This is a genomic window from Alteromonas sp. 38 (assembly GCF_902506055.1).
GTDB lineage: Bacteria > Pseudomonadota > Gammaproteobacteria > Enterobacterales > Alteromonadaceae > Alteromonas > Alteromonas lipotrueae.
Genome location: NZ_LR733300.1, coordinates 4,685,183 through 4,708,471, shown reverse-complemented (window position 1 = coordinate 4,708,471; position 23,289 = coordinate 4,685,183). Strand labels below are relative to the sequence as shown.

Annotated in this window: 23 protein-coding genes and 1 rRNA gene; 10 read left to right on the top strand and 14 right to left on the bottom strand. The window is 42.9% G+C overall.

Annotation, left to right across the window (positions count from 1 at the left end; genetic code table 11):
* Positions 1-62: ribosomal RNA gene (locus FLAVO9R_RS20370) — 16S ribosomal RNA — on the bottom strand; the annotation flags it as partial.
* 531 nt (positions 63-593) lie between these two features.
* On the opposite strand from FLAVO9R_RS20370, the gene FLAVO9R_RS20365 reads away from it, so the two are divergent.
* Positions 594-1,139 (top strand): gamma carbonic anhydrase family protein, encoded by a 546-nt coding sequence (locus FLAVO9R_RS20365; RefSeq protein ID WP_159534307.1) that lies wholly within the window; start codon positions 594-596, stop codon positions 1,137-1,139.
* A 35-nt stretch (positions 1,140-1,174) separates the two neighbouring features.
* On the opposite strand, the gene FLAVO9R_RS20360 is transcribed toward FLAVO9R_RS20365, so the two are convergent.
* Positions 1,175-2,119, bottom strand: coding sequence for a hypothetical protein (locus FLAVO9R_RS20360; RefSeq protein WP_159534305.1), 945 nt, complete (start codon positions 2,117-2,119; stop codon positions 1,175-1,177).
* A gap of 136 nt (positions 2,120-2,255) precedes the next feature.
* A complete protein-coding gene (aroE, locus tag FLAVO9R_RS20355; RefSeq protein WP_159534770.1) occupies positions 2,256-3,080 on the bottom strand; it encodes a shikimate dehydrogenase in 825 nt (274 codons plus the stop codon).
* 28 nt (positions 3,081-3,108) lie between these two features.
* Between aroE and FLAVO9R_RS20350 the strand changes: the two genes are divergently transcribed.
* Positions 3,109-3,540 (top strand): group II truncated hemoglobin, encoded by a 432-nt coding sequence (locus FLAVO9R_RS20350; protein ID WP_159534303.1) that lies wholly within the window; start codon positions 3,109-3,111, stop codon positions 3,538-3,540.
* Between the two features lie 101 nt (positions 3,541-3,641).
* Here FLAVO9R_RS20350 and FLAVO9R_RS20345 read toward each other — a convergent pair whose 3' ends face one another.
* The 7 genes from FLAVO9R_RS20345 to FLAVO9R_RS20315 all read right to left on the bottom strand — a co-directional run bounded on the left by FLAVO9R_RS20345 (position 3,642) and on the right by FLAVO9R_RS20315 (position 9,374).
* Positions 3,642-4,316 carry an OmpW/AlkL family protein gene (locus FLAVO9R_RS20345; protein ID WP_159534301.1) on the bottom strand — a complete coding sequence of 225 codons (675 nt, stop codon included), beginning with the start codon at positions 4,314-4,316 and terminating at the stop codon, positions 3,642-3,644.
* A 165-nt stretch (positions 4,317-4,481) separates the two neighbouring features.
* Entirely contained in the window at positions 4,482-5,426 is a 945-nt protein-coding gene (gene hemF / locus FLAVO9R_RS20340) for an oxygen-dependent coproporphyrinogen oxidase (RefSeq protein WP_159534299.1), read from the bottom strand.
* The gene (locus FLAVO9R_RS20335; protein ID WP_126871557.1) at positions 5,423-5,998 is read right to left on the bottom strand and encodes a Sua5/YciO/YrdC/YwlC family protein; all 576 of its coding nucleotides are present in this window, start codon (positions 5,996-5,998) and stop codon (positions 5,423-5,425) included. The genes hemF and FLAVO9R_RS20335 overlap by 4 nt, the downstream gene beginning before the upstream one ends.
* A gap of 21 nt (positions 5,999-6,019) precedes the next feature.
* Positions 6,020-6,571: a DNA topoisomerase family protein gene (locus FLAVO9R_RS20330; protein ID WP_159534297.1), complete on the bottom strand. Its 552-nt coding sequence runs from the start codon at positions 6,569-6,571 to the stop codon at positions 6,020-6,022.
* A gap of 30 nt (positions 6,572-6,601) precedes the next feature.
* On the bottom strand, positions 6,602-7,078 hold the full coding sequence (locus FLAVO9R_RS20325; protein ID WP_013782529.1) for a DUF494 family protein: 477 nt from the start codon (positions 7,076-7,078) through the stop codon (positions 6,602-6,604).
* A gap of 1 nt (position 7,079) precedes the next feature.
* Positions 7,080-8,237, bottom strand: coding sequence for a DNA-processing protein DprA (gene dprA, locus FLAVO9R_RS20320; protein ID WP_159534295.1), 1,158 nt, complete (start codon positions 8,235-8,237; stop codon positions 7,080-7,082).
* A 33-nt stretch (positions 8,238-8,270) separates the two neighbouring features.
* A complete protein-coding gene (locus FLAVO9R_RS20315; protein WP_442858574.1) occupies positions 8,271-9,374 on the bottom strand; it encodes a LysM peptidoglycan-binding domain-containing protein in 1,104 nt (367 codons plus the stop codon).
* Positions 9,375-9,560: 186 nt separating this feature from the next.
* On the opposite strand from FLAVO9R_RS20315, the gene def reads away from it, so the two are divergent.
* Genes def through trkA form a run of 4 tightly spaced genes read left to right on the top strand, consistent with a single transcriptional unit; the run spans position 9,561 to position 13,773 of the window.
* Positions 9,561-10,070 carry a peptide deformylase gene (gene def, locus FLAVO9R_RS20310; RefSeq protein ID WP_159534293.1) on the top strand — a complete coding sequence of 170 codons (510 nt, stop codon included), beginning with the start codon at positions 9,561-9,563 and terminating at the stop codon, positions 10,068-10,070.
* Between the two features lie 8 nt (positions 10,071-10,078).
* Positions 10,079-11,035 carry a methionyl-tRNA formyltransferase gene (gene fmt, locus FLAVO9R_RS20305; protein WP_159534291.1) on the top strand — a complete coding sequence of 319 codons (957 nt, stop codon included), beginning with the start codon at positions 10,079-10,081 and terminating at the stop codon, positions 11,033-11,035.
* Positions 11,035-12,369, top strand: coding sequence for a 16S rRNA (cytosine(967)-C(5))-methyltransferase RsmB (gene rsmB / locus FLAVO9R_RS20300; RefSeq protein ID WP_159534289.1), 1,335 nt, complete (start codon positions 11,035-11,037; stop codon positions 12,367-12,369). Before fmt ends, rsmB begins: the two co-directional genes overlap by 1 nt.
* 24 nt (positions 12,370-12,393) lie before the next feature.
* Positions 12,394-13,773: a Trk system potassium transporter TrkA gene (trkA, locus tag FLAVO9R_RS20295; protein ID WP_013782523.1), complete on the top strand. Its 1,380-nt coding sequence runs from the start codon at positions 12,394-12,396 to the stop codon at positions 13,771-13,773.
* A 28-nt stretch (positions 13,774-13,801) separates the two neighbouring features.
* On the opposite strand, the gene FLAVO9R_RS20290 is transcribed toward trkA, so the two are convergent.
* The gene (locus tag FLAVO9R_RS20290) at positions 13,802-15,253 is read right to left on the bottom strand and encodes a TrkH family potassium uptake protein (RefSeq protein WP_159534287.1); all 1,452 of its coding nucleotides are present in this window, start codon (positions 15,251-15,253) and stop codon (positions 13,802-13,804) included.
* Between the two features lie 109 nt (positions 15,254-15,362).
* A complete protein-coding gene (elbB, locus tag FLAVO9R_RS20285; protein WP_159534285.1) occupies positions 15,363-16,016 on the bottom strand; it encodes an isoprenoid biosynthesis glyoxalase ElbB in 654 nt (217 codons plus the stop codon).
* Between the two features lie 409 nt (positions 16,017-16,425).
* On the opposite strand from elbB, the gene polA reads away from it, so the two are divergent.
* A complete protein-coding gene (gene polA, locus FLAVO9R_RS20280; RefSeq protein ID WP_159534283.1) occupies positions 16,426-19,218 on the top strand; it encodes a DNA polymerase I in 2,793 nt (930 codons plus the stop codon).
* 382 nt (positions 19,219-19,600) lie between these two features.
* Here polA and yihA read toward each other — a convergent pair whose 3' ends face one another.
* The gene (gene yihA / locus FLAVO9R_RS20275; RefSeq protein ID WP_126871553.1) at positions 19,601-20,218 is read right to left on the bottom strand and encodes a ribosome biogenesis GTP-binding protein YihA/YsxC; all 618 of its coding nucleotides are present in this window, start codon (positions 20,216-20,218) and stop codon (positions 19,601-19,603) included.
* Between the two features lie 174 nt (positions 20,219-20,392).
* On the opposite strand from yihA, the gene FLAVO9R_RS20270 reads away from it, so the two are divergent.
* The 3 genes from FLAVO9R_RS20270 (at position 20,393) to FLAVO9R_RS20260 (ending at position 22,534) form a co-directional block, all read left to right on the top strand.
* On the top strand, positions 20,393-21,016 hold the full coding sequence (locus tag FLAVO9R_RS20270; RefSeq protein ID WP_159534281.1) for a c-type cytochrome: 624 nt from the start codon (positions 20,393-20,395) through the stop codon (positions 21,014-21,016).
* 531 nt (positions 21,017-21,547) lie between these two features.
* A complete protein-coding gene (gene yihI, locus FLAVO9R_RS20265) occupies positions 21,548-22,063 on the top strand; it encodes a Der GTPase-activating protein YihI (RefSeq protein ID WP_159534279.1) in 516 nt (171 codons plus the stop codon).
* A gap of 18 nt (positions 22,064-22,081) precedes the next feature.
* The gene (locus tag FLAVO9R_RS20260; protein WP_159534277.1) at positions 22,082-22,534 is read left to right on the top strand and encodes a DUF2489 domain-containing protein; all 453 of its coding nucleotides are present in this window, start codon (positions 22,082-22,084) and stop codon (positions 22,532-22,534) included.
* 75 nt (positions 22,535-22,609) lie between these two features.
* Here FLAVO9R_RS20260 and FLAVO9R_RS20255 read toward each other — a convergent pair whose 3' ends face one another.
* Entirely contained in the window at positions 22,610-23,197 is a 588-nt protein-coding gene (locus tag FLAVO9R_RS20255) for a DNA-3-methyladenine glycosylase I (RefSeq protein ID WP_159534275.1), read from the bottom strand.
* Positions 23,198-23,289: the final 92 nt, after the last annotated feature.

Here is a 23,289-nt window from a genome sequence, read left to right as displayed (position 1 = left end):
ACTTGCATGTGTTAGGCCTGCCGCCAGCGTTCAATCTGAGCCATGATCAAACTCTTCAATTAAATATATCGAATATGAATCGTCGTTGTGTGACACTCTTAATGAGTGCCCACACAGATTGTCTTGTCTAAATTGTTAAAGAACGTGGCTACTTAACGTAACCTCACCGTAAGCCGTTGCTTTTTGGTGACTCACTCTGTTTGAGCGAGGTGCGTATTATACGCTTGAAGTTTTCAGTGTCAACACTTTTTGAATTTTTATTTTCTGAAGTGTTTTCTTTAAAACCCCGTCACACTTGGCCTTAAAGGTAAGTAGTGACTTGCTTTGTCAGTGTAAGTTATTTCACTTTCCTGTCGAAGCGGATGCGCATTCTAGAGATTTCTGAGCCTGCGTCAACCTCTGATTTAAAAAAAGTGTCACATTTCGTTTAACTGCTTAAAATACCAACCACACAGCCTATAAATCACACATAAATACGGGTTTTCGCCAATTAACTATTACGTCCATTGCCTACTTTTACTTAAACAGTGGTGGAATAAGATTGGTTCTTTCCCCCTGTTCTCTGTTTTAATGCAATCACTATTGATGAATTTATGTATAAAGGTGCAATTTTGACAATTAGAACCTATCAATCAACTTCTCCCACACTCGGTGATCGCTGTTATATAGATGAGTCTGCCGTTATCGTTGGCGACGTTACCCTAGGCGACGACGCAAGCATCTGGCCATTGGTCGCTGCCCGTGGAGATGTAAATTATATTTCGATTGGTGCACGCAGCAATATTCAAGATGGCAGTGTGTTACATGTATCTCGTAAATCTGTGTCCAACCCAGACGGTTTTCCACTCATTATTGGTGACGATGTTACTGTGGGCCATAAATGTATGCTTCATGGCTGTGAGCTTGGAAATCGTATTTTGGTAGGGATGGGCGCTATTGTTATGGACGGCGTTATTGTTGAAGACGATGTGCTCATTGGCGCAGGTACATTGGTACCGCCAAACAAAAGATTAAAGAGCGGGTTTCTTTATGTTGGCAACCCAATGCAAAAGAAAAGACCGCTCAATGACGCTGAAATCGCATTTTTAAAACAATCGGCCGTCAACTATATTGTATTAAAAGATGAGTATCTTAAATAAAAACAGCATCCAATATTGGATGCTGTTTTTAAGAATTATTGATCTTCGACTTCGCCGATATCGGGATCATTAATATCTGTTATTGTTACTGTGCCACGTCGGCTATTCCAAGATAATCCAAGGTTCAAGCCGGCAAGCCAATTACTCATAGACGATTGATTACTTCCATTATACGCGAAAGTTTTTCCAAAAACGGCCTCAAGATTAGCAATTCCATTTTCCACTGGTATCTCAAATACTACTACTCCATTATCAATAACACTCAGTGCTTTAACTTCTGCTGAAACCCCATTCGCGCCATTGTAGGTTAACTTCACAGCAACAGTTAGATAATTATTACCTTTAAAATATACTGTCATTTGATTTGAAGAGGACTGAGTTACTGCGACAGAGGCTGAAATGGAACCCGTAATTACCTTAGATATTGCAGCTTGTAATGCCGCCGACAAACTAACTTGAACATCTACTTTTCTAAGCTCAGCCGCTCTTTGAAGCTTAGAAGAGATTGCGCTATTTATTTGATAAATAGACTGACTCAATTCCGGTAAACTCTGGGGCCCGTCCCATACATCACTAAGCATATATACAGGCCTTCCGTTGACTACACTTAATTTCGTAGATGCATCATCTAGTGTATTTCCAAGAGGATCGGTACTAAACCCGATGAATTCTGCAGCAGCTATAGTAACCTCATCGGGTAAAGTTGATACTTTTCGCGCTCCCACTGTATACATACCAGGGAATTCAAGCCCACCAGCATCAATCACCGCGACCTCATAGTGAAAACTCTTTCCATTTAGAATGTCCAACACAATTACATCAGCTGATTCGCCTTGAGCGACAGAAATAACATGGCTTTTCAATGCAGAATCAGAACAGGCTGAGTTACTCTGACAAACAGTAACCTTTGTCGTAGCATGCGAATAACCTGCGCTGATGATAAGGCCAGCGGTGAATAAGAGAGAAGAAATTGATTTCATAACTTTCCTTGTTTATAAATTTTATTGTAAGTCCTTAGCGACTATTGACGACCGTGTAAATACAAGTAATCACTTTCGCCAACTATCGTGAAAATATCAAACTACGAGGGGGGGGCAACCATTTCCTTAACTAAACCTATCCAACGACGACTTTTCTGAGATATTCAATAACGTCTTTTGTATTCGGTTGTTTGTCCGTCCATATATAGAATGATTCGGCAGCTTGTTCAACTAACATCCCTAGCCCATCTATCTGTGTCTTTACACCCAACTCTGCCGCATCTCTCATAAAACGCGTGGGCGAGTTTTTATAAACCATGTCGTAAACCACTTCACAGTGATGTAAAACACCGCCATCTAAACTACACGGTAACTCATTGCTTAAACTGGCGGCTGTTGAATTGATAATAATATGTGGGGCTACTGTATCGCAGTCTTCTATACCAACAACCTTAACCTTTCCTCCGCCCGTTTCACTTGCCACTATTTCTGCTTTAGCCTTTGTCCTGTTAGTAAGATGTAACGACGCTATACCTGAAGCAATAAGCGGTGCTATTACACCTCTTGCCGCTCCACCTGCACCTATTAATAGCACGCGTTTACCTTGCAGTTGTACACCATGATTAAGTAAATCATTTACTAACCCTACGCCATCGGTATTAAAACCTGCAACGGTGCCATCGCTACGCTTCATTAATGTATTAACCGCTTTTGCATCTAACGCAGCCTGGTCGTCTACGTTGGCAAGGGCAAAGGCATCTTGTTTAAACGGCATAGTAACGTTACAACCTATAGCGTCTGGTTGCGCTAGGAATGCCTTCGCTTCAGGCGTAAAACCATCTTCTGGCGCAAGGATCTTTTCGTAACTAATTTGCTCGCCACATTGCTTAGCGAACATTTGATGAATAGTTGGTGATAGACTCTGAACAATAGGGTTACCGAAAACGGCAAACTTTTTCATTGAATTGTTATTAATAAGGCTGTCTGTCATGGGAATGTCTAACTTCTTTAAATCGATACGAAAGGAAAAACCTGCTGTGTCAGAGACTACACCATATTACCGAATAGGTGGAGAGGATAAGGTACGCCTTTTGGCAAACCGTTTTTATGACATTATGCGTGATGATCCTATTGCAAAAGAGCTTTACGCTATTCATCCTCAGCCAACAGATAGAATCAGAGAAGTGTTTTTTCTTTATTTAAGTTTATGGTTAGGCGGACCTGATACCTATCAGCAGCAATATGGTCACCCACGGCTACGTTCACGACACCTTTCTTTTAGTGTTACCCCAGAATTAAAAGACCAGTGGATGTACTGTATGCGAAAAGCCATGCACGAGTCGGTTGATGACCTTCCTTTGGCGCAGCAACTTCTTAACGCGCTAGATCAACTTGCCACGCATATGATTAATACTAAATAAAAAGCGCTCCGTGAGATACGGAACGCTTCAGATTAAGATTCAAGGTTATCCGAGCTTAATAAGCCACTTATATAAACGTAACTTACCTCATTAGATGAATCTTAGAATGTATAGCCTACAGACAAAGTATAAACCCAAGGGTCAATATCAATGTCGTTTACTCTACCTTCTGCACCACCTACGGTAAATGACGCTTCGGTATTAATATCGATGTAACGTACTGACGCATTAACATGCCACTCTTTATCTATTTGATAGTCCATTCCCACTTGTGCAGAAATACCTACAGAATTATCTAAAGACAAATCTTCAAGGCCTGCTTCTTTATTTGCAGCCGTAAATGACTCATCAAAGATAAAGGTATAGTTTAAACCTGCACCAATATAAGGTTGAAAAGCAGCATTAGCATCGTTGAAGTAGTAGTTAACAGTAACAGTTGGGGGTAAGTGCGTGACTTCTCCCAATGTATTACCTGTCCCTAGTGGATCGTTAACTGAAAAATTCACGTCGTGAGTAAACGGCGTTGCGGCCAACAATTCAACATTGATATTGTCGGTGATGAAATAAGCAACGTTTAATCCTAACTGGGTATCGTTATCGATAGTCAGTGCTACACCTAAATCGCTACCACCGGCAATGATGTTAGAGGATGATTCGTCGGGCGCAACGGTTGTTAATCCACCACGAACTATCCAATCACCCTTTTCATGAGCAGAAGCAAAAGGAGCGGCAAGCGCTAAAGAAATACATATGGCTGAAAGTGTGTGTGTACGCATTGTGTGTCTCTTGTGTGTTTAATGATAATGACGACACTGTAAACGTTTAAAAAGAAAATAATTTGATCCAGCGCAAGGTGCAATCTAGCTACATACCTTGGTAATGAGGGAATTTGATGTGGATCAAGGGAATGGCACCACAGGAAGAACCCATGGTGCAAAATATTACCAGTTTGTAGGCTGAAGCCAATCAGTTAGCTTTGCTTCCGCGCTACCTGGGGCTGGAGTATAGCAATACTCCCATCGGGCAAGTGGTGGCATAGACATTAAGATTGATTCGGTTCTACCACCAGTTTGTAACCCGAACAAGGTGCCTCTATCGAATACCAAGTTGAACTCTACATAGCGACCACGGCGATAAAGCTGAAAGTCACGCTCTCTTTCACCGTATGAGGTACTTTTTCGCTTTTCTACGATAGGTACGTAAGCATCGACAAAACCATTACCCACTGCCTGCATAAAGTTAAATGAAGTTTCAAAACCCCAATCATTTAAATCGTCAAAGAATAAACCGCCTACACCACGTGTTTCATTGCGATGCTTTAAGAAGAAGTAGTCATCACACCACTTCTTATATTTCCCGTACACGTCTTCACCAAAGGGAGCACACAATTTCTTCGCGGTATTGTGCCAATGCACGACGTCGTCTTTAAAGGGGTAAAACGGGGTTAAATCGAACCCACCGCCAAACCACCAAATAGGGGCTTCACCTTCTTTTTCGGCAATAAAAAAGCGTACATTTGCATGAGACGTTGGAATATAGGGGTTGTGTGGGTGAATAACTAACGAGACCCCCATGGCTTGAAAGTTTCTACCCGCAAGTTCCGGACGGTTAGCCGTGGCAGACGCCGGCATTTGGCTACCAAACACGTGAGAAAAATTAACCCCACCTTGCTCTATTACTGCGCCGTTTTTAATAACCCGTGAACGCCCGCCACCACCTTCCTCGCGAACCCAAGAATCTTCTTTGAACTGCCCTTTACCGTCGGCAAGTTCTAAGGTTTGGCAAATGTTGTCCTGCAAAGACAATAAGTACGCTTTTACTTGTTCTATTACTTCACCGGCGTCTTTACCGTCTAACTGTTGATTTACGTGTTGGGGGTCAATCATGATCTTATTATCTCTCCGGTGTCGCCGTCACGGATGGTACTGGGTTTAGCGTGGCCACCTACTTCCCCATCAATATAGAAAACACTATCACCAAATATATTGATTGCATCCTGCTGCGTGATTGCGGGTTGTTGGCCAGTTAGGTTGGCACTTGTAGATACAAGTGGCTTTTCTAGCTTTTCACATAAAGCTTTAACCACTGGATGGTTGCTGACTCGAACCGCTATTTTTTCATGCTTGCCAGTTAACCATTGTGGCGTCGACGCCGACTTAGGTAGCAGCCAAGTATTTGGCCCAGGCCAACTAGACACAATTTCAGTACGTCTGTGCTGAAGTATGGCTTCATCATTTATATAAGGTAATAACTGAGAATAGTTAGCGGCAATCAAAATTACCCCTTTTTCTATGGGGCGCTGCTTCAATGCTAAGAGCGCTAACACAGCCGCTTCGTTGTCTGGGTCACAGCCTATGCCCATAACCGCTTCGGTAGGATAAACCAATAAGTCACCATTTTTAAACGCGGATACAATTGGGTCGCTAGTGTCTACTTGCCCCTTGGTCGGGATACTCATTAGTGTTTTTCTCTGTAGGTGTTATTTATCGTCTTTTTTGAAGCCACACGCTGGCTGAGGGCAACAAATTTGGCCTTTCTTTTTAATCAGAACGGTCCAGCCACAATCGGGGCATGTTTCATTTACTGGCGTGAAATTTAGCACATAACGACAGTGGGGATAATGGTCACACGCAAAAAACTGCTTACCGTATTTATTGGTGCGGGACGCAAGTTGTCCTTTTTTACACTTAGGGCAAGTAACGTGGGTGTCTTCTTGCTGTTTAATTGGCGAGATATAGTGGCATTCAGGAAAATTGGTACAGCCTATAAACATACCAAACCGCCCCTTCTTGATAGCCAAGGTAGAATCACATTCTGGGCAGGAAACTCCATCAAGTAGTTTTAATAAGGTAGTTTGTTTATCGTGTAATGGCTTGCTGAAATGACAGTCTGGGTAACCGGTGCAGCCAATAAAAGGGCCTGATTTGCTGTTTTTTATATGCAGTGGTTTACCGCAATCGGGACAATCACCGAAAGCGTCTTCTAAGGCATGTTCGTGCGCAGAGAAAAGTGAATGATCAATTTTCGACATAAACCAGCAACTAGCACGACATGAAGCACATTAGTGCAACACGCCGTCAGGTTCATCAAATAATAAATCTTCCATTTGTGCGTAGGCTTTTTCTTTACCTGGCACATTAAACAGTACCATTAGCACTACCCACTTTAGGTCTTCTAAACAGAATTCAGAAGAGTCTATTTCCATTACCCTGTCTATTACCATTTCTCGCGTTGACGCATCTACCACGCCCACTTGCTCTAAAAATAACAAGAAGCCACGGCACTCTACGTCTAATCGCATCTGCTCTTCATGCGTATAAATACGACTGAGGCTGGTACTAATCCCTTTACAAAAATAAGGCTTAATATCTGTTTCTTGCAAAGCCGCTAGCTTTTCAAGCCACGCTAATGCTTTGTAGATTTCATCATGATGGAAACCCGCGCGTACCAACTCCTCGGTAAGCTCGTCTTGATCGACTCGAATTTCAGTTTCACTGTGAATGAAGTTTTCAAACAGGTACATGAGGATATCGAACATATTATTTTCCCCTCAATTTAATGTAGCCACCAGGGACAGCAGCTACTAAACCACGCAACTCATATTCTAATAATGATGCCATAACCTCATTAACAGGAGAGGTACAGCGCTGCGCTATAACATCAATAGCGGTGATGTCGTAATCCACACTATCTAATAATTTATCGGTTGCCAAGTTATTCACTTCACTTTTTTTACTTAACGCTTCGTTCTGGCATTCTCTCTCACCAGTCGACACTACAATTTCATCGAAAATGTCATCAACACAGGTTACCAGCTTAGCGCCTTGCTGAATTAACCAATGACATCCTTCGGAGTAAGCATGGAAGATACTTCCAGGAACTGCAAATACTTCACGCCCCATATCTGCGGCCAAATTCGCAGTTATCAAGGTACCACTCTTTATTTTTGCCTCTATGACTAGGGTTCCAAGTGACATAGCAGCAATTATTCGGTTTCTTCGGGGAAAATGCCAAGGCTTAGCAGATACACCTGGAAAGAACTCGGTAATACAAGCGCCCCCTGCATTCACGATGTCCCGGTGTAGTGATACATTTTTAGGGGGGTACACAATATCAGGCCCCGTCCCCATTACCGCAAGGGTGCCACCTTCGCACACCAAACCACCTTTGTGGGCAGCTGAATCTATTCCTGCTGCCAACCCGCTGGTTACTGCTACGCCGTTACTTGCTAGTGCTTCGGCAAAATCAGTGGCAATTTGCTTACCTTGATGACTCGCCCGTCTACTCCCTACAATCGCTATTTGAGGCATAACTAACGTATTAATGTTACCTATAACAAATAACACCAACGGGGGATTTGGCAGGGTCCTTAATCGCTCAGGGTAGTGTGTGCACCCTAGGGTGACAATATGATGCTTTGCATGTGAAGCATGCCAGCGTGTCGCTTTTTCAAGTAAGTTAGGAGAAATTGCTTGTGTAAGGGTATGGAGAGCACCCGAAGTGAAAGCGGTTTTATGAATCCCATCCAATAATGCTAGTGCGCTAAGCGATTCTGCTTCAAGCGCCTTAAGCCACTTCCCTGTTGCGATATTTATTGCTGAAGCCATTGTCAGCCAGGCTATCTGTTCTTTGCCTAGGGCTTTATCCAAGGCTTTAACAGCATTACTGCTTACTTCATGTGGCTGGAAAGTTGTCATGGCCGCTCCTAAATAATAAGCGGCAATAACGTGTTAGGGTTTTGCCACAATGAAGCCGCGTCTTACGCCTTCTTTTGCTCGAGTTATAATGCCGTAGCTAGCTGACTCAAAAGTTTTAAACACAATGACTTCACCAATTTTAAGTGCAGGTTGCTGTACTTTATCTGTAAAAAGCCCGTTTCCATTTATGACATCACTATTACTAGCGTATTGAGGTTCTTCACCATCTATAATGTCAGGGCCACCAGCGTAGATGCCCATCAGGGTGCCCGCCGTTAGTTCACGTGCGCCTAAATCTAGTATCACAACATCGTAGCGCCCGAGTAAGTCGTGATCATGTAAATCGCCAATCACGAAGCCTCTTTGTGATGTTGCTTCTTGCAGAACCAAATCAGCATCTAACGTAAAGCTATCAGTAAGTAGCTTATCTCCACGTTTCGCTTCCTGATTTGAACCTGAAAGCTTCACCATTCTGGCGTTTGGCAATGACACGTCCGTCTCTAAGCTAGCTTTTGCTACATGGGTAAGTTGCACACCAAGCACGTTACCTTGCATATTGCGTATAATAGATTGCTTTCTTACCACCTGATACTGATCGTCAGGGCGGTTTTCTTGTTGGCTTACCACTAGGTCGTTAGACACAAAACTCACATTACCACCGTGATTTCCCAATAAATGGGGGAGTAATTCATACTCTTCCTCAGATACCAGAGTGTGTTGTTTTATATAGGGGGCTAATACCGACCATGATAATGTCTCTATAGGCGCACTCTTTACTCTTCGGACGGAACCAGGCGAAAGCACTAAGCTTGGCTTAGCTCGATTTATCGAAAATACGGGCTCACCATTGATGTAAGACACCGAGATAACATCACCGGGGTATATTAAATGCGGGTTATCTATTTGAGTGTTGTGACGCCAGAGTTCAGGCCAGAGCCATGGCTGATTTAAAAAGAGATTAGCGATGCCCCATAAGGTATCACCTTGTTGAACTGTGTACGTCTTTGGCGCAGATTCTTTTAGTGGTTGAGACATTGCTGAAAATACGGCAAAACACGCCACTACCATTACAATTGTACGTGCTGCATTCTTCAATCGATTTTTCAAATTAACCACCCGCAATTTTTCCACTGCCATTTACTGTTGAAATTTCAGACAATACTACTATATCGATATTGTGCCTCAATACTGTGGCGCGGCAGCAAAAAACTGCACGATATAACTCGATATACGTTAGAATAGTAACTCAAAAGGCACTGTAAAGTGTACGAGCGACTAGATCGTATATGAATTTATACAGCGAAAAGGTTAAATAAGCGACACATGGCAATTTTAGACGTATTAAGTTTTCCCGATGAACGACTTCGTACCGTAGCAAAACCGGTAGAAGACGTGAACGACGACATTAAACAATTGGTTTCGGATATGTTCGAAACCATGAAAGACGAGAATGGAATTGGTTTGGCTGCTACTCAAGTCGACAGACATGTTCAAGTTGTTGTAATGAACGTAGCGGAAGACCAAGACGAGCCTCGTGTTTTTATCAACCCGGAAATCACCAAAAAAGATGGCAGCACGATCAGTGAAGAAGGTTGTCTTTCTGTTCCTGGTAACTACGCCAAAGTAGAGCGCGCAGAAGAAATTACGGTAAAAGCACTGAATGAAAACGGTGAAGCATTTGAGTTGGAAGCAGACGGTCTATTGGCTATTTGTATTCAACATGAATTGGATCATCTAAAAGGCAAACTGTTTATTGATTACTTGTCTCCGCTTAAACGCCAGCGAATTCGTAAAAAGCTTGAAAAAGAAGCACGTTTAGCTGCACGCGACTGAGGTTAGTTTTGATAAAACCATTACGCATCATTTTTGCCGGCACGCCGGATTTTGCAGCTCAGCATTTGAGTGCTTTATTATCTAGTACTCATGACGTTGTTGCGGTATATACCCAACCAGACCGTCCTGCTGGACGGGGTAAAAAGCTTACGCCAAGCCCCGTAAAAGTGCTTGCTCAAGAACATGAGATTCCAGTCTATCAGCCAGCTAGTTTAAAAAATGACGAAGCGCAGAAAATATTGGCAGACATTAAAGCCGATTTAATGATTGTGGTTGCCTATGGGTTAATTTTACCTAAGTCTGTACTTGATGCTCCCCAATTAGGTTGTCTGAATGTGCATGGCTCAATTTTGCCTAAGTGGCGTGGTGCTGCACCTATCCAACGGTCGATATGGGCTGGCGATAGTGAGACTGGCGTTACAATCATGCAGATGGATGAAGGGCTAGATACCGGCGACATGTTGCATATAGCCACCTTGCCTATTAGCGAAAGCGATACCAGTGCGTCGCTTTACGAGAAGCTAGCAGAACTTGGTCCTACTGCATTATTAGATGTAGTAAACAGTATCGACACCCTATCACCTGTGAAGCAAGATGATAGCGAAGCAACTTACGCCAAAAAGCTTTCCAAAGAAGAAGCTTTTATTAATTGGCACGATAGCGCAGCGCAAATTGCACGAAACGTGCGCGCCTTTAATCCATGGCCTGTAGCTTGGACTAAAATTGAATCGCAAAATATTAAAATTTGGTCGGTGGATGTGGTTGATGGCCTACAGACTTCACATGCCCCAGGTACTATCATTCAAGCTGACAAGCACGGCATTGTGGTAGCTACGGGCTCAAGTGCCCTACGAATCAACACCCTGCAAATACCTGGGAAAAAAGCATTGCCCGCTGCAGATGTCGTTAATGCTCGCAAAGACTGGTTCGCACCAGGTAACTGCATTGCCAGTACGGAAGAATAGTGAAACCCACTCCATTACCGAAACAAAAAAACCTTCGTGCCGATTGTGCATGGGTGATATATCAAATTCTAGAACAAGGTAAATCGTCAAGAGACTGCCTAGAGCGGGTTCAACGTCGCCATCATCCTAGAGACAATGCGTGGATCCAAGAAATGTCTTTGGGCGTCATGCGTAAACTTCCCATATTACAGCACTGGTTACGAGAGTTACTCGATCGCCCTTTAAAAGGGAATAAAAAAGTAATAGAGCACCTTATTCTGTTGGGGCTGTACCAGTTAGCGTTTTCTCGCGTAAGTCAACATGCTGCGGTAGGCGAAACCGTTAATGCCTCTCCTTACTTAGGCGGCACAGCTTTAAAAGGCTTAGTTAACGCTGTACTGCGCAACTTTATGCGCCAAGAACTGGTTAACAAACCTATCGATAATCCCATTATTGCCAGTGGGTTACCCAAGTGGTTATTTAAGGCTCTAGAAGATGCCTATGGCCAAGATGCTGATGCCGTGCGCGAAGCTACCAATGCCATGGCGCCTATTTGGCTAAGAGTAAATACTAAACAAGTATCTCTTACCGATTACGCTGCTGCATTGGATGCTGCTGAGATTAACTATTCGTTAAGTGCTGAACACCCAGATGCTATCAGACTTGAAGGCCGAGAGGATATTACGGGGCTGTCAGGGTTTGAAAAAGGCCACTTTGCTGTACAAGATGGTGCAGCTCAGCTTGCAGCCCATTATTTAGATGCTCAACCACACGAGCGCGTATTAGATTGTTGCGCAGCCCCTGGTGGTAAAACGGGTCATATTATTGAGCGTACCCCTGAATTAGCCTATTGCCTTGCCCTTGATGCTGACGAGAACCGCTTAAAGCGCGTTGAAGAAAACATGACTCGCCTGCAGCATACTCAAACCAATTTGCCCGTTATAAAGCAAGGCGATGCGGCTAAGCCTGATACATGGTGGGATGGACAACACTTCGACCGAATTTTGCTTGATGCACCCTGCTCTGCCACTGGTGTTATACGACGCCACCCCGATATTCGCTGGCTAAGAAAGTCTAGTGATATTGATGCACTTGCTGCACTACAAGCTGAAATACTAACTAGCTTATGGCAAACACTTAAGCCTGGTGGCACATTGCTTTACGCCACCTGCTCTATTCTGCCACAAGAAAACAGCCAGCAGATTAGCGCATTTTTAGAACGCAATGCCGATGCTACATTAGTCCCTGTTATAAAAACCGAAACACCGAGTAAGCCCGGTAGACAAATCCTACCTGGCGAGCAACAAATGGATGGTTTCTACTATGCGAGACTGGTAAAGTCGTTGAGCAAATAAAAGCAATAAGGCACATAAACACCGATGAAAATCATCATTCTAGGCGCAGGTCAGGTTGGCGGAACACTTGCTGAAAACCTTGTAGGAGAGAAGAACGATATTACGGTTATCGATTCTGATCCCAATACCTTGCGTGCGCTTCAAGACCGATTAGATTTACAGGTGGTTAATGGCGTGGGTTCTCACCCGGACGTATTACGAAAAGCCGGTGCAGAAGATGCCGACATGCTTATCGCGGTAACGAACAGTGATGAAAGCAATATGCTCGCTTGCCAAGTTGCCTTTAGTTTATTCAAAACCCCGACCAAGATTGCTCGCGTTCGCTCAGAACAATACATTATTTACCAAGAACAACTCTATAAGCAGCAGGACATACCTGTAGACCACATCATTGCTCCTGAACAGCTAGTGACTAAAGCTATTAAACGGCTTATAGACTACCCTGGTGCTTTACAGGTTGTTGAATTTGCTGATGGTAAAGCCAGCTTAGTGGCGGTAAAAGCCTATTATGGTGGTTTACTGGTAGGTCATGCGTTATCAGCGTTAAAAGACCACATGCCCAATGTGGAAACACGGGTGGCAGCAATCTATCGCCGCGGTCGCCCTATTCGACCACTGGGTACTACCGTTATCGAAGCCGATGATGAAGTATTCTTTATTGCTGCAACTAAGCATATTCGTGCGGTAATGAGTGAACTTCAAAAATTAGAGTCTAGCTATAAACGCATTATGATAGCCGGTGGCGGCTTAATTGGTGCAGGACTAGCGAAAAAACTTGAACACAAACATAACGTGAAGCTGATTGAGTTTAGTCACGAAAGAGCAAAATACCTTTCTGCTCACTTAGACAAAACGATTGTGTTTAGCGGTGATGCATCAGATCCAGAGTTGCTCAGTGAAGAGAATGTCGAGCAAGTTGATGCATTCATTGCGGTGACCAATGATGATGAAGCTAACATTATGTCTGCCATGTTGGCCAAGCGCATGGGCGCACAAAAAGCCATGGTACTGATTCAACGTAGTGCTTATGTAGACTTAGTACAAGGTGGAGAAATAGACATTGCTTTTTCACCGCAACAGGCGACGATTTCGGCCCTACTTACCCATGTTAGACGCGGAGATATTGTAAACGTATATTCTTTGCGCCGTGGTGCAGCAGAGGCGATAGAAGCGATTGCACATGGTGATGAAAATACGTCCAAGGTTGTGGGTAAAGAAATCGGTAAAATTAAACTTCCTCCTGGTACTACCATAGGCGCGGTAGTAAGAGACGACCAAGTGATCATTGCCCATAGCGATACGCTTATTGAAGCAAATGACCACGTTATTCTGTTCTTAGTCGACAAAAAATACATTGGCGATGTAGAAAAGCTGTTCCAACCCAGCGCATTCTTCTTTGGGTAAATAGAACAATGCACGTATCGAAAGCGTATTAACTTCGCCAGAACGTAGGTGAAAATAGTACCAGTAACGAAAAGACCTCCAGTCGCCCAAACACCATTCCCACCACTAAAATCCACTTTCCAGCATCGGTTACGCCCGCATAGTTAGACGCAACACTGCCCAATCCAGGGCCAAGGTTGTTTAGCATGGCTGCGGTAGCGGTAAACGCGCTTAAGTTATCTAGTCCTGTTGCAATAAGCCCTATCATAAGTACAACAAACACCACCGCGTAAGCAGAGAAGAAGCCCCATACCGCCTCTACTACTTTATCAGGCATTGCACGTTCTCCTAACTTAACGGAATACACTGCCTTAGGGTGAATAAGCCTGTCTACTTCACGCTTCCCCTGAAGGAACAGTAAACAGACTCGAACCACTTTTAAGCCGCCTCCTGTTGAACTTGCGCAGCCTCCAATGAAACTTGAAAAGATGAGTAGTATGGGCAAAAACGTCGGCCAAATTGAGAAGTCTGTGGTCGCAAACCCCGCAGTAGTACTGATTGATACGGCTTGAATCATAGCTTGATCGAGCGCGGTTTCAGCAGAATCGTAAAAACCTGATAGCGTGAGTACCAAGAAGCACAGCATGATAAGTGTGGCTTGAATAAAGAAAAAGGCTTTAAATTCTGGGTCGTTAAAATAGCCTTTTACCGAACGGGTACTCACTGCTGCGTAATGGAGTGAAAAGTTAAGTGCAGCAATTAATAGAAAGACCGTACAAACCACATTCACCATTGGGCTATTAAAGTAGCCAAGGCTAGCATCGTGTGTTGAGAAGCCCCCAATGGCAACGGTTGAAAACGCATGGCAAATGGCATCAAACATATCCATGCCGGCCAACCAATACGCTGCGGCGCATGCAATAGTGATAGAAAGATAAATGTACCAAAGGTGTTTAGCGGTATCTGCAATACGAGGCGTCATTTTATTATCTTTAACCGGCCCTGGAGTTTCTGCACGGTACAGCTGCATACCCCCAACCCCTAAGATAGGCAGTATTGCTACGGCAAGTACAATGATACCCATACCGCCTAGCCATTGTAGTTGTTGTCGATAAAACTGTACCGAATGGGGTAAGAAATCAATGCCTTCGATTACCGTTGCACCGGTGGTGGTTAGTCCTGAGAATGATTCAAAAAAGGCATCCGTTATGGTCATGCTAGGCTGTTCTAGCAACATAAGAGGAATGGCACCCACACTTGCTAGTACCGACCAGAACAGGGCAACGATTAAAAAGCCTTCTCGCGCTCGTAAATCGTTTTTTTGCTGGCGGTTTGGGTACCAAAGCACCATACCGCCACCTACGCAAATAAAGAACGCAAGGGTAAAAGGCAAACCACTGCCGTCTTGATAAATCAGAGATACCACAGCTGGTGGGATCATGGTGACGCTAAATAGCGCAATAAGGAGCCCTAGAATTCGTACAATGGCACGGTAGTGCATGCTTCTTTATGCCTTTCGTTATTAGTAAACGCGCGATTAACAGTGTTCGCGGTTTTTAGAGGATACAAGGTTTCTACTACATTGACGCGATTATAGGGCTATAAGCAAATTATTTCATCGCTAGTACCGTTTCTACCATTTTATTAATACTAGCATGGGCTTGTAAGATATTTTGTGCCGACATATAAGCTGGCGTAGTAACCAGTTTATTTTCAACGTCTACCACCACTTCATTTACTTCACAGTTTACATGGCATGCCCCTAACGCGTTCAAGGCATTGGCGGTATCTTTATCGCTACCAATGGTCAGTTTAACATTGTTTCCATATACACTAGCTGCAATAGCAGGGGCAATGCATGCATAGGCCACAGGTTTCTTTGCTTTCGCAAAGTCATTGCACACCGCAAGCACATCTTTATCTACCCTACTTTTTTCACCATCAACGGCAAATGAGCATAAATTCTTAGCAGCACCAAAACCACCAGGTACGATAAGGTAGTCGAAGTCTGATACCTTACATTCTGTAACAGGCTTTACATTGCCTCGGGCAATTCGTGCAGACTCAACCAATACGTTACGAGTCTCATCTTCTGAAACTTCTCCCGTTAAATGATTCACTACGTGCATTTGAGCCTTATCTGGCGCAAAGCATTGGTATTTTACTCCGGCTTGTTCAATAGCTAAAAGCGTTAATACTGACTCATGAATTTCAGCGCCATCGAATACACCACACCCACTTAAAATCACTGCAACTTGCTTCATAATGTCCTCCTAGACCTTGCCAAACCGACTTATTCTATTTTTGGCTATAAAATCACCAGCCGTTTAAAAAAAAGTCTTAATAACCAGTATTGGATTGCTAATTTCTTATGCTACATTATCTGACCAATTTGGTTAAACGAAAAAAATAAGTTCACCAAGTTATCCACATAAAATGGAATGATGAGTTACAGGTACGCAGTCCACACTCTTATTTTTCATTCCCTTATTTTTATTGCTTTACAGCACGATCTTTCTTTTAAAAAAGATCATTATTTTTGCTGTGCGAATTTCATTAGATCACAATCTTATCCACAGATGATCTCGTTATTTATGTTGTGATGCTCTATGGCGATCCACTAGCGCCTATGGCATGCTTGCGCCTTATTCTAAGCTTGGTTAATGCATAGCTATGACAGATTCGAAAAAGCCCCCTTTTATTCTAGTAGATGGATCATCTTATCTATTTAGAGCATTTCACGGATTGCCGCCCCTGACGAACTCAAAAGGTCAGGATACCGGTGCGATCTATGGTGTTGTCAACATGCTGAAAAGCTTGATTAGACAATACAACCCTACTCACATGGCAGTCATCTTTGATGCCAAAGGTAAAACGTTTCGCGACGATATTTATGAAGAATATAAAGCGAATCGCCCACCTATGCCGGAAGAGTTACGCAGTCAGATAGCACCATTGCACACCATCATCAAAGCCATGGGTTTACCTGTCATCGTTGAGTCTGGCGTTGAAGCCGATGATGTGATTGGTACCCTAGCCTGTCGCGCCACAGAACATGGTATTGATACCCTGATCAGTACTGGCGATAAAGACATGGCACAACTGGTCAACGAAAATGTCACCTTGATCAATACTATGACAAATCAGATTATGGACATTGAAGGGGTAAATACGAAATTCGGTATTCCACCAGAACTGGTTATTGATTTCTTAGCCCTTAAGGGTGACAAAGTCGATAACATTCCTGGCGTACCTGGTGTGGGTGATAAAAGTGCACAAGCACTGTTAAACGGTATTGGTGGCATCAGTGCTATCTATGACAACCTTGATAAAATTGCCGATCTCTCGTTTAGAGGGAGCAAAACTATGGCAACTAAAATGCGAGAGTATGAAGAGCAAGCTCGCCTGTCATACACCCTTGCCACGATTGCCATTGATTTAGATCTACAATACAAAATAGATGAGCTTTGCCCTACATCACCAGATAACGAAACATTACAGTCGTTATTTGCAGAGTATGAGTTTAAGCGCTGGCATACCGAAATTAGCGCATTGATCGCAAGCGATGGTAATGAGCCCTCAAAATCAACGGGGACTGAGAGCACATCAGATTCAAGCGATACAGATGAAGTACAACCAGAAAGTAATATCGATAAGTCTGGTTATGACGTGGTGCTAGATGAAGCTACGTTTGATAGCTGGATTAAAAAGCTAAAAGCAGCGCCGCTTATTGCTGTTGATACTGAAACGACCAGTGTTAACTACATGGAAGCTGAACTTGTTGGTGTTTCTTTTTGTATCGAACCCGGTGCTGCGGCTTACGTGCCTGTTGCTCATGATTATCCCGATGCACCCACGCAGTTATCACGAGATTACGTACTTACGGCATTGAAGCCTATTTTAGAGTCTGAAACCATTATCAAAGTGGGTCAGCACATTAAATATGACAAGAATGTACTCGCGCATTATGACATAACGTTAAATGGCATCGGCTTTGACACTATGCTGGAAAGCTATGTGTTAAACAGTACAGCGCAGCGTCATGACATGGACTCGCTAGCCCTTGCCTATTTAGGTCATAAAACAATTCACTTTGAAGAAATTGCAGGTAAAGGTGCTAAGCAGCTTACTTTTAACCAAATTGGATTAGAAGAAGCAGGTCCTTATGCTGCCGAAGATGCTGATATTACTATGCGCCTTCATCAAGCAATATGGGCAAAACTAGAAAACGAACCCAAGCTTAAAGCACTATTGGTTGATGTTGAAGTGCCGGTTGCCTGTGTTTTATCTCGTATGGAACAGCAAGGTGTATTAATTGAAAGCCAACGGTTACGTCAGCAGAGCCAAGACTTAGCTACGCGTATTGCTGAACTAGAAAAAGAAGTGCATGAAGAAGCCGGCGAGGTATTTAATTTAGGTTCGCCAAAACAGCTTCAACACATTTTGTTTGAGAAAATGTCATTACCGGTTATTAAGAAAACCCCCAAGGGTGCCCCTTCTACTTCAGAAGAAGTATTACAAGAACTCGCCCTTGAATTTCCGTTACCTAAAAAGTTAATGGAGTATAGAGGGTTAACCAAGCTTAAAAATACGTATACCGACAAACTCCCTAAAATGATTAATCATCGCACGGGTCGAGTTCATACTTCTTACCATCAAGCTATTACAGCAACGGGACGGTTATCGTCAACGGATCCAAACCTTCAAAATATTCCCATTCGAAATGAAGAAGGCCGTAAGGTAAGACAAGCATTTGTTCCACGTGAAGGTTACAAGATTGTTGCTGCCGATTATTCTCAAATTGAACTTAGAATAATGGCCCATTTATCAGGCGATGAAGGCTTGCTTGATGCATTTGCTCACGGCAGAGACATCCACAAAGCAACCGCGGCAGAAGTGTTTGGGGTAACCCTTGATGAAGTCACGACTGAACAACGTCGCAGTGCTAAAGCTATAAACTTTGGTTTGATCTATGGAATGAGTGCCTTTGGCCTTGCCAAACAACTTAATATTCCACGTCACGAAGCCCAAAAATACATGGACTTATATTTTGAACGCTACCCTGGTGTGCTTGAATACATGGACAGCACCAGAGAAGGCGCTAAAGAAAAAGGCTACGTGGAAACTGTGTTTGGTCGCCGCTTGTACCTACCGGATATCAAAGCCAGCAATGGCGCACGTCGCAAAGGCGCAGAGCGCGCAGCAATCAACGCGCCTATGCAAGGTACAGCTGCCGACATCATCAAAATGGCGATGATAAAAGTTGACGATTGGATCACCTCACTTGAAAGTGATGACGTACTCATGATGATGCAGGTACATGATGAATTGGTATTTGAGATTAAAGAAGAGCATCTTGAGGAACAGGTTAAAAATATTGTCAGCTTAATGGAGCAAGCCGCAGTATTAAATGTGCCGCTTGTGGTTGAAGCGGGCGTGGGCGATAACTGGGATGAAGCGCACTAAAAAGTAATTAGATTACAAAAAACAGTGAGCAATAGCTCAAAACTGGGCGAGTTTGGTAATTTTATTACACTCTTACTTGCCTTTTTTCACCATTATTGTACCCTATGCGTGTAGGGTACAGAGGTGAGAAATCTGTTTTCAAACCTTTGCTTTAACCCCGACAGATTTGTCGGGGTTTTTTTATATCTGCAATAAAGCTTCCAAACATTCTTTAAATAAAAACACATAATAATCATATACTTAAATACAAATAAAGATCTTTTTGTATTTTATAGTGAACTAACCGAAATCTGCCTACTCTATATATTCGGTTTTTATGTGTTTTCTCTCAGTATTTTGGCCCTGCTTTTTAGCGGGGCTTTCTTTTATCTGGCCTTTTATTTTATTCTGCGTCAGGAGATTTTTCGTCAAGTGCCAACCACTTATTCAACACTTTTTCGAGCTCTGGCAATCCCTGTCGATTTAACGATGAGAAGGTATTTACGGTCACATCACCCATAAACGCCAGTGCAGCTTCCTGCGCCATAAGCAGCTGAGCTTTTCGCTTACCCGACTTGAGCTTATCTGACTTGGTCAGCAAGGCTAATACAGGGATATTGGAATCTACTGCCCAATGAATCAAATCTTGATCAAGATCTTTAAACGGGTGACGAATATCCATAAGCACCACTAAACCTTTAAGCGATTTACGCTTTTGAAGGTATTCACCTAATGCTTGTTGCCATTTATTTTTCATTGCAAGTGGTACTTGCGCAAACCCATAACCAGGCAAATCGACTAAACGACGGTCTTCTTCAAGATTAAAAACGTTGATGAGCTGTGTACGACCTGGTGTTTTACTGGTTCTTGCTAGGTTCTTTTGACGAGTGAGTGTATTTAATGCGCTCGACTTGCCCGCGTTAGAACGGCCAGCAAACGCCACCTCAATACCGCTGTCATCTTTTAAATGGCGAATATCAGGTGCACTGGTAAAGAACTTTGCTTTGGTGTAATACGACATCTAGACTTACCTCAAATGCGTCATAACCCTAGAATTAAACTCTATTAATGATCTAAACCTGCTAAAAACCATAGTTTTATCATGGAATAGGTTTTTCTGACGCGTTAAATGTGTAAAATACGCATGATATCACGTATGTTACGCGAGCCGTTGGATCCATTTAAGAGATTTATTATGAAAAAACTGTGTTTGTTATTGTGTGTGTCTTTAGGTATTTCAGTTTCTGCGATGGCAGAAGGTGATGCTGAAGCCGGTAAAGCAAAATCTGCAGTATGTGCAGCATGTCATGGGCCTGATGGTAACAGCATGATAGACATGAATCCCAAAATAGCAGGACAGCACGAAAAGTACCTCGTTAAGCAATTAATGGAGTTCAAACTTGCGTCACAGACAGGTGGCGAAGAAGGCCGTAACAATGCGGTAATGAATGGTATGGCAGCCCCTCTTTCAGAACAAGACATGAAAGACTTAGCCGCTTACTTCTCTAGCCAAACACCTAAAGAAGGTGAAACAGCAGAGCAATACATTGAAGCTGGTCGCGCTTTATATCAAGGCGGTGATGAGTCTCGCGGCGTTACCGCATGTATCGCATGTCACGGTCCTAAAGGTAACGGAATGGGCTTAGCTGGCTTCCCTGATATCAGTGGCCAGCATGTAACCTATACCACAGCACAATTGAAATCTTTCCGTTCAGGTCAACGCCATAACGATATGAATGGCATGATGCGTGATATTGCGATGAAATTAACCGATGAAGATATCGAAATTTTATCTAACTATATCGCGGGCTTACACTAAGACTCTGAAATTATACCCGCATTTGTTAATTAATTGTTGCGTATAAAGTTGTATTTCAAAATTATTCGTGTAGTCTATCGCAATAGTTTGTAGGTTTGTCTGAAACACTACAGGCTAAATAACAAGAATAATAATAAAAATACAACACGGAAGATTGGATAAAGCGCCAAGAAGGCCAAGAACAAAAATGAGCTCTGCTAAAACCAATAAAAAGGAGAGCCAAGCTGGGAAGCACAATTACACATAGAAGTGTAAATAACGGGAGAGGTGTCATCTGACACTCAAACAATGTAAGGTGATGGTGAAAGCCATCGCCTTTTTTCTTGCCTAAATTTAAGTGTATACCAGCGTTTGTATTACTTATTATTCGGCAAACACCTACTTATTCGTAGACCCTCAAGCTGTATTATCGCGAACAGGCCCGTCGGCAAATTCACTTTCCAATGAATCATGCTGTATTGATGAAGAAGCTTTGAGCAATTCGCGCTATAATATGTCCTTTCAATCTCTAAAATTTGATACCTTTTATATATGGCAAGATCAAAAAAGTCTCGTAAAGTTGGACTCATTGGCGTCAGGAAAGATCCTGATCGCAAACCTGGGCAAAAGCGTCAGGAAAGTACCCCTCGTCCAAAGAAGCATAAAGGCAAACCTGCTGGTAACCGTCACAACGTTGAGCAGAGTGAGAACGGTGCTTCTAAGCGTCGTGAAAACCAAGACCCACGGTTAGGCAGTAAGAAACCTATTCCTCTAGTCGTTAAGAAAACGACAATGACGACTACGCCGACGCAAAAGAAAAAATTCGCCACGCCAAGCGAAGAGCTAGCAGCACTTGAAGCCGATCAACGTTTAGCGTCATTGTTAGATAAGCTTGATGACGACAAGCAACTTACTAAAGAACAACAAACTTACGTTAATGAAAAAATGGCACGCCACCGCATTCTCTGCGATTTGCTAGGCATCGTAGAAGACGATGATGAGGATGACGACGAGATGGATCCATTAGATGATTTAGACGCTATAGATATTAACGACTTTAAGAATTAGTAAGGCAGGCTCTGTTTTATGCTGTGGACAGTGTTAGTTATTGTGGCGCTATTAGTTATAGTCGCACTTGGTTTTTACGCAGGTCGGTTGTTGTTCCAGCTGAAGCAACAAAACCAACGCCAGCAGAAGGTGAGAGAAGAGCGTATAAAAACGATTAGCGAAAGTATTTATACTATCGCTAAGGCAATGGAACAACAACAGTGCGACTTATCTGAAGGGGTTATTCGGATAGTCAATTTATTGGGTGCATTACCTATTTTATCTCCACCAAATCATAAAGCGTCCTACCCTCATACTTATGCGTTATTCGTAGAAGTGAGCGGCTTTGCCGTACTTGAAGATAGGCAAAAACTGACTAAACAAGAAAGGCGTAAGCAAGACTTCGCCAGAGAGCAAATTGAGTCAGATTATGAATCTAAAGTGTTAAGTGAAATGCCAGCAATAAAAGCTTATTGCCAGTCTATTACCTAGCTGGTTGCTATAATACCAGTCCCCCCTTTAAAGGCGCTTCTTATGAAGCGCTTTTTTATTGGGGTTTATTTAGGGTTATCGCCTTGCTAGTTGACAGGTTTCTTCGTAACAATGACAGCCTGTAACATGGTCATTCACAATGCCTACCGCTTGCATGAAAGCATAACAAATGGTTTCACCTACAAATGAAAAGCCCTCTTTTTTAAGCGCCTTCGACATTGCTTTGGATTCGGCGGTAAAGGTAGGCGCCTCTTTAACGTCTTTCCATTCGTTGATGATAGTTTTACCATCGGTAAACTGCCAAATAAAGTCGGAAAAACGTTGCCGTTTTTCGATGTTTAAATAGCCATGGGCATTCTTAATAATGGACGCGACTTTTAGTTTGTTGCGCACAATGCCAGGATTCTGCAAGCATGCCGCTATTTCTTGCTCATCCATTTGAATTATTTTTGTAGGTTCAAAGTCATGAAAAGCAGTTTCGTAATTTGCTTGTTTTTTTAAAATGGTTATCCACGACAACCCGGCCTGTTGACCGTCTAAACAAAGTTTAGCGAACAACTCTTTGCTATCTAAAACAGGTCGCCCCCACTGTTCATCGTGATATTTTTGATATAGAAGGTCATCGCTCACCCAGCCACAACGATTCAATTTAGTTGATGCCATAATTTAAATAACCTTGTTAATCCACGTTTAAGTCATCTTTTAACGGGTTTCATGGCGCTTTTTAACGCTTTACACCTACATACTATGCGTTA

What these genes read in the sequence shown, in the direction of transcription:
- polA (WP_159534283.1), top strand. Translation starts at nt 16,426, where the DNA reads ATGACAGATTCGAAAAAGCCCCCTTTTATTCTAGTAGATGGATCATCT.
- FLAVO9R_RS20330 (WP_159534297.1), bottom strand. Translation starts at nt 6,571, where the DNA reads ATGTCGAAAATTGATCATTCACTTTTCTCTGCGCACGAACATGCCTTA.
- FLAVO9R_RS20360 (WP_159534305.1), bottom strand. Translation starts at nt 2,119, where the DNA reads ATGAAATCAATTTCTTCTCTCTTATTCACCGCTGGCCTTATCATCAGC.
- hemF (WP_159534299.1), bottom strand. Translation starts at nt 5,426, where the DNA reads ATGATTGACCCCCAACACGTAAATCAACAGTTAGACGGTAAAGACGCC.
- FLAVO9R_RS20325 (WP_013782529.1), bottom strand. Translation starts at nt 7,078, where the DNA reads ATGTTCGATATCCTCATGTACCTGTTTGAAAACTTCATTCACAGTGAA.
- FLAVO9R_RS20345 (WP_159534301.1), bottom strand. Translation starts at nt 4,316, where the DNA reads ATGCGTACACACACACTTTCAGCCATATGTATTTCTTTAGCGCTTGCC.
- FLAVO9R_RS20270 (WP_159534281.1), top strand. Translation starts at nt 20,393, where the DNA reads ATGAAAAAACTGTGTTTGTTATTGTGTGTGTCTTTAGGTATTTCAGTT.
- FLAVO9R_RS20315 (WP_442858574.1), bottom strand. Translation starts at nt 9,374, where the DNA reads ATGGCAGTGGAAAAATTGCGGGTGGTTAATTTGAAAAATCGATTGAAG.
- def (WP_159534293.1), top strand. Translation starts at nt 9,561, where the DNA reads ATGGCAATTTTAGACGTATTAAGTTTTCCCGATGAACGACTTCGTACC.
- dprA (WP_159534295.1), bottom strand. Translation starts at nt 8,237, where the DNA reads ATGACAACTTTCCAGCCACATGAAGTAAGCAGTAATGCTGTTAAAGCC.
- FLAVO9R_RS20335 (WP_126871557.1), bottom strand. Translation starts at nt 5,998, where the DNA reads ATGAGTATCCCGACCAAGGGGCAAGTAGACACTAGCGACCCAATTGTA.
- aroE (WP_159534770.1), bottom strand. Translation starts at nt 3,080, where the DNA reads ATGAAAAAGTTTGCCGTTTTCGGTAACCCTATTGTTCAGAGTCTATCA.
- elbB (WP_159534285.1), bottom strand. Translation starts at nt 16,016, where the DNA reads ATGAAGCAAGTTGCAGTGATTTTAAGTGGGTGTGGTGTATTCGATGGC.
- FLAVO9R_RS20255 (WP_159534275.1), bottom strand. Translation starts at nt 23,197, where the DNA reads ATGGCATCAACTAAATTGAATCGTTGTGGCTGGGTGAGCGATGACCTT.
- FLAVO9R_RS20365 (WP_159534307.1), top strand. Translation starts at nt 594, where the DNA reads ATGTATAAAGGTGCAATTTTGACAATTAGAACCTATCAATCAACTTCT.
- yihI (WP_159534279.1), top strand. Translation starts at nt 21,548, where the DNA reads ATGGCAAGATCAAAAAAGTCTCGTAAAGTTGGACTCATTGGCGTCAGG.
- trkA (WP_013782523.1), top strand. Translation starts at nt 12,394, where the DNA reads ATGAAAATCATCATTCTAGGCGCAGGTCAGGTTGGCGGAACACTTGCT.
- FLAVO9R_RS20350 (WP_159534303.1), top strand. Translation starts at nt 3,109, where the DNA reads ATGGGAATGTCTAACTTCTTTAAATCGATACGAAAGGAAAAACCTGCT.
- FLAVO9R_RS20260 (WP_159534277.1), top strand. Translation starts at nt 22,082, where the DNA reads ATGCTGTGGACAGTGTTAGTTATTGTGGCGCTATTAGTTATAGTCGCA.
- yihA (WP_126871553.1), bottom strand. Translation starts at nt 20,218, where the DNA reads ATGTCGTATTACACCAAAGCAAAGTTCTTTACCAGTGCACCTGATATT.
- FLAVO9R_RS20290 (WP_159534287.1), bottom strand. Translation starts at nt 15,253, where the DNA reads ATGCACTACCGTGCCATTGTACGAATTCTAGGGCTCCTTATTGCGCTA.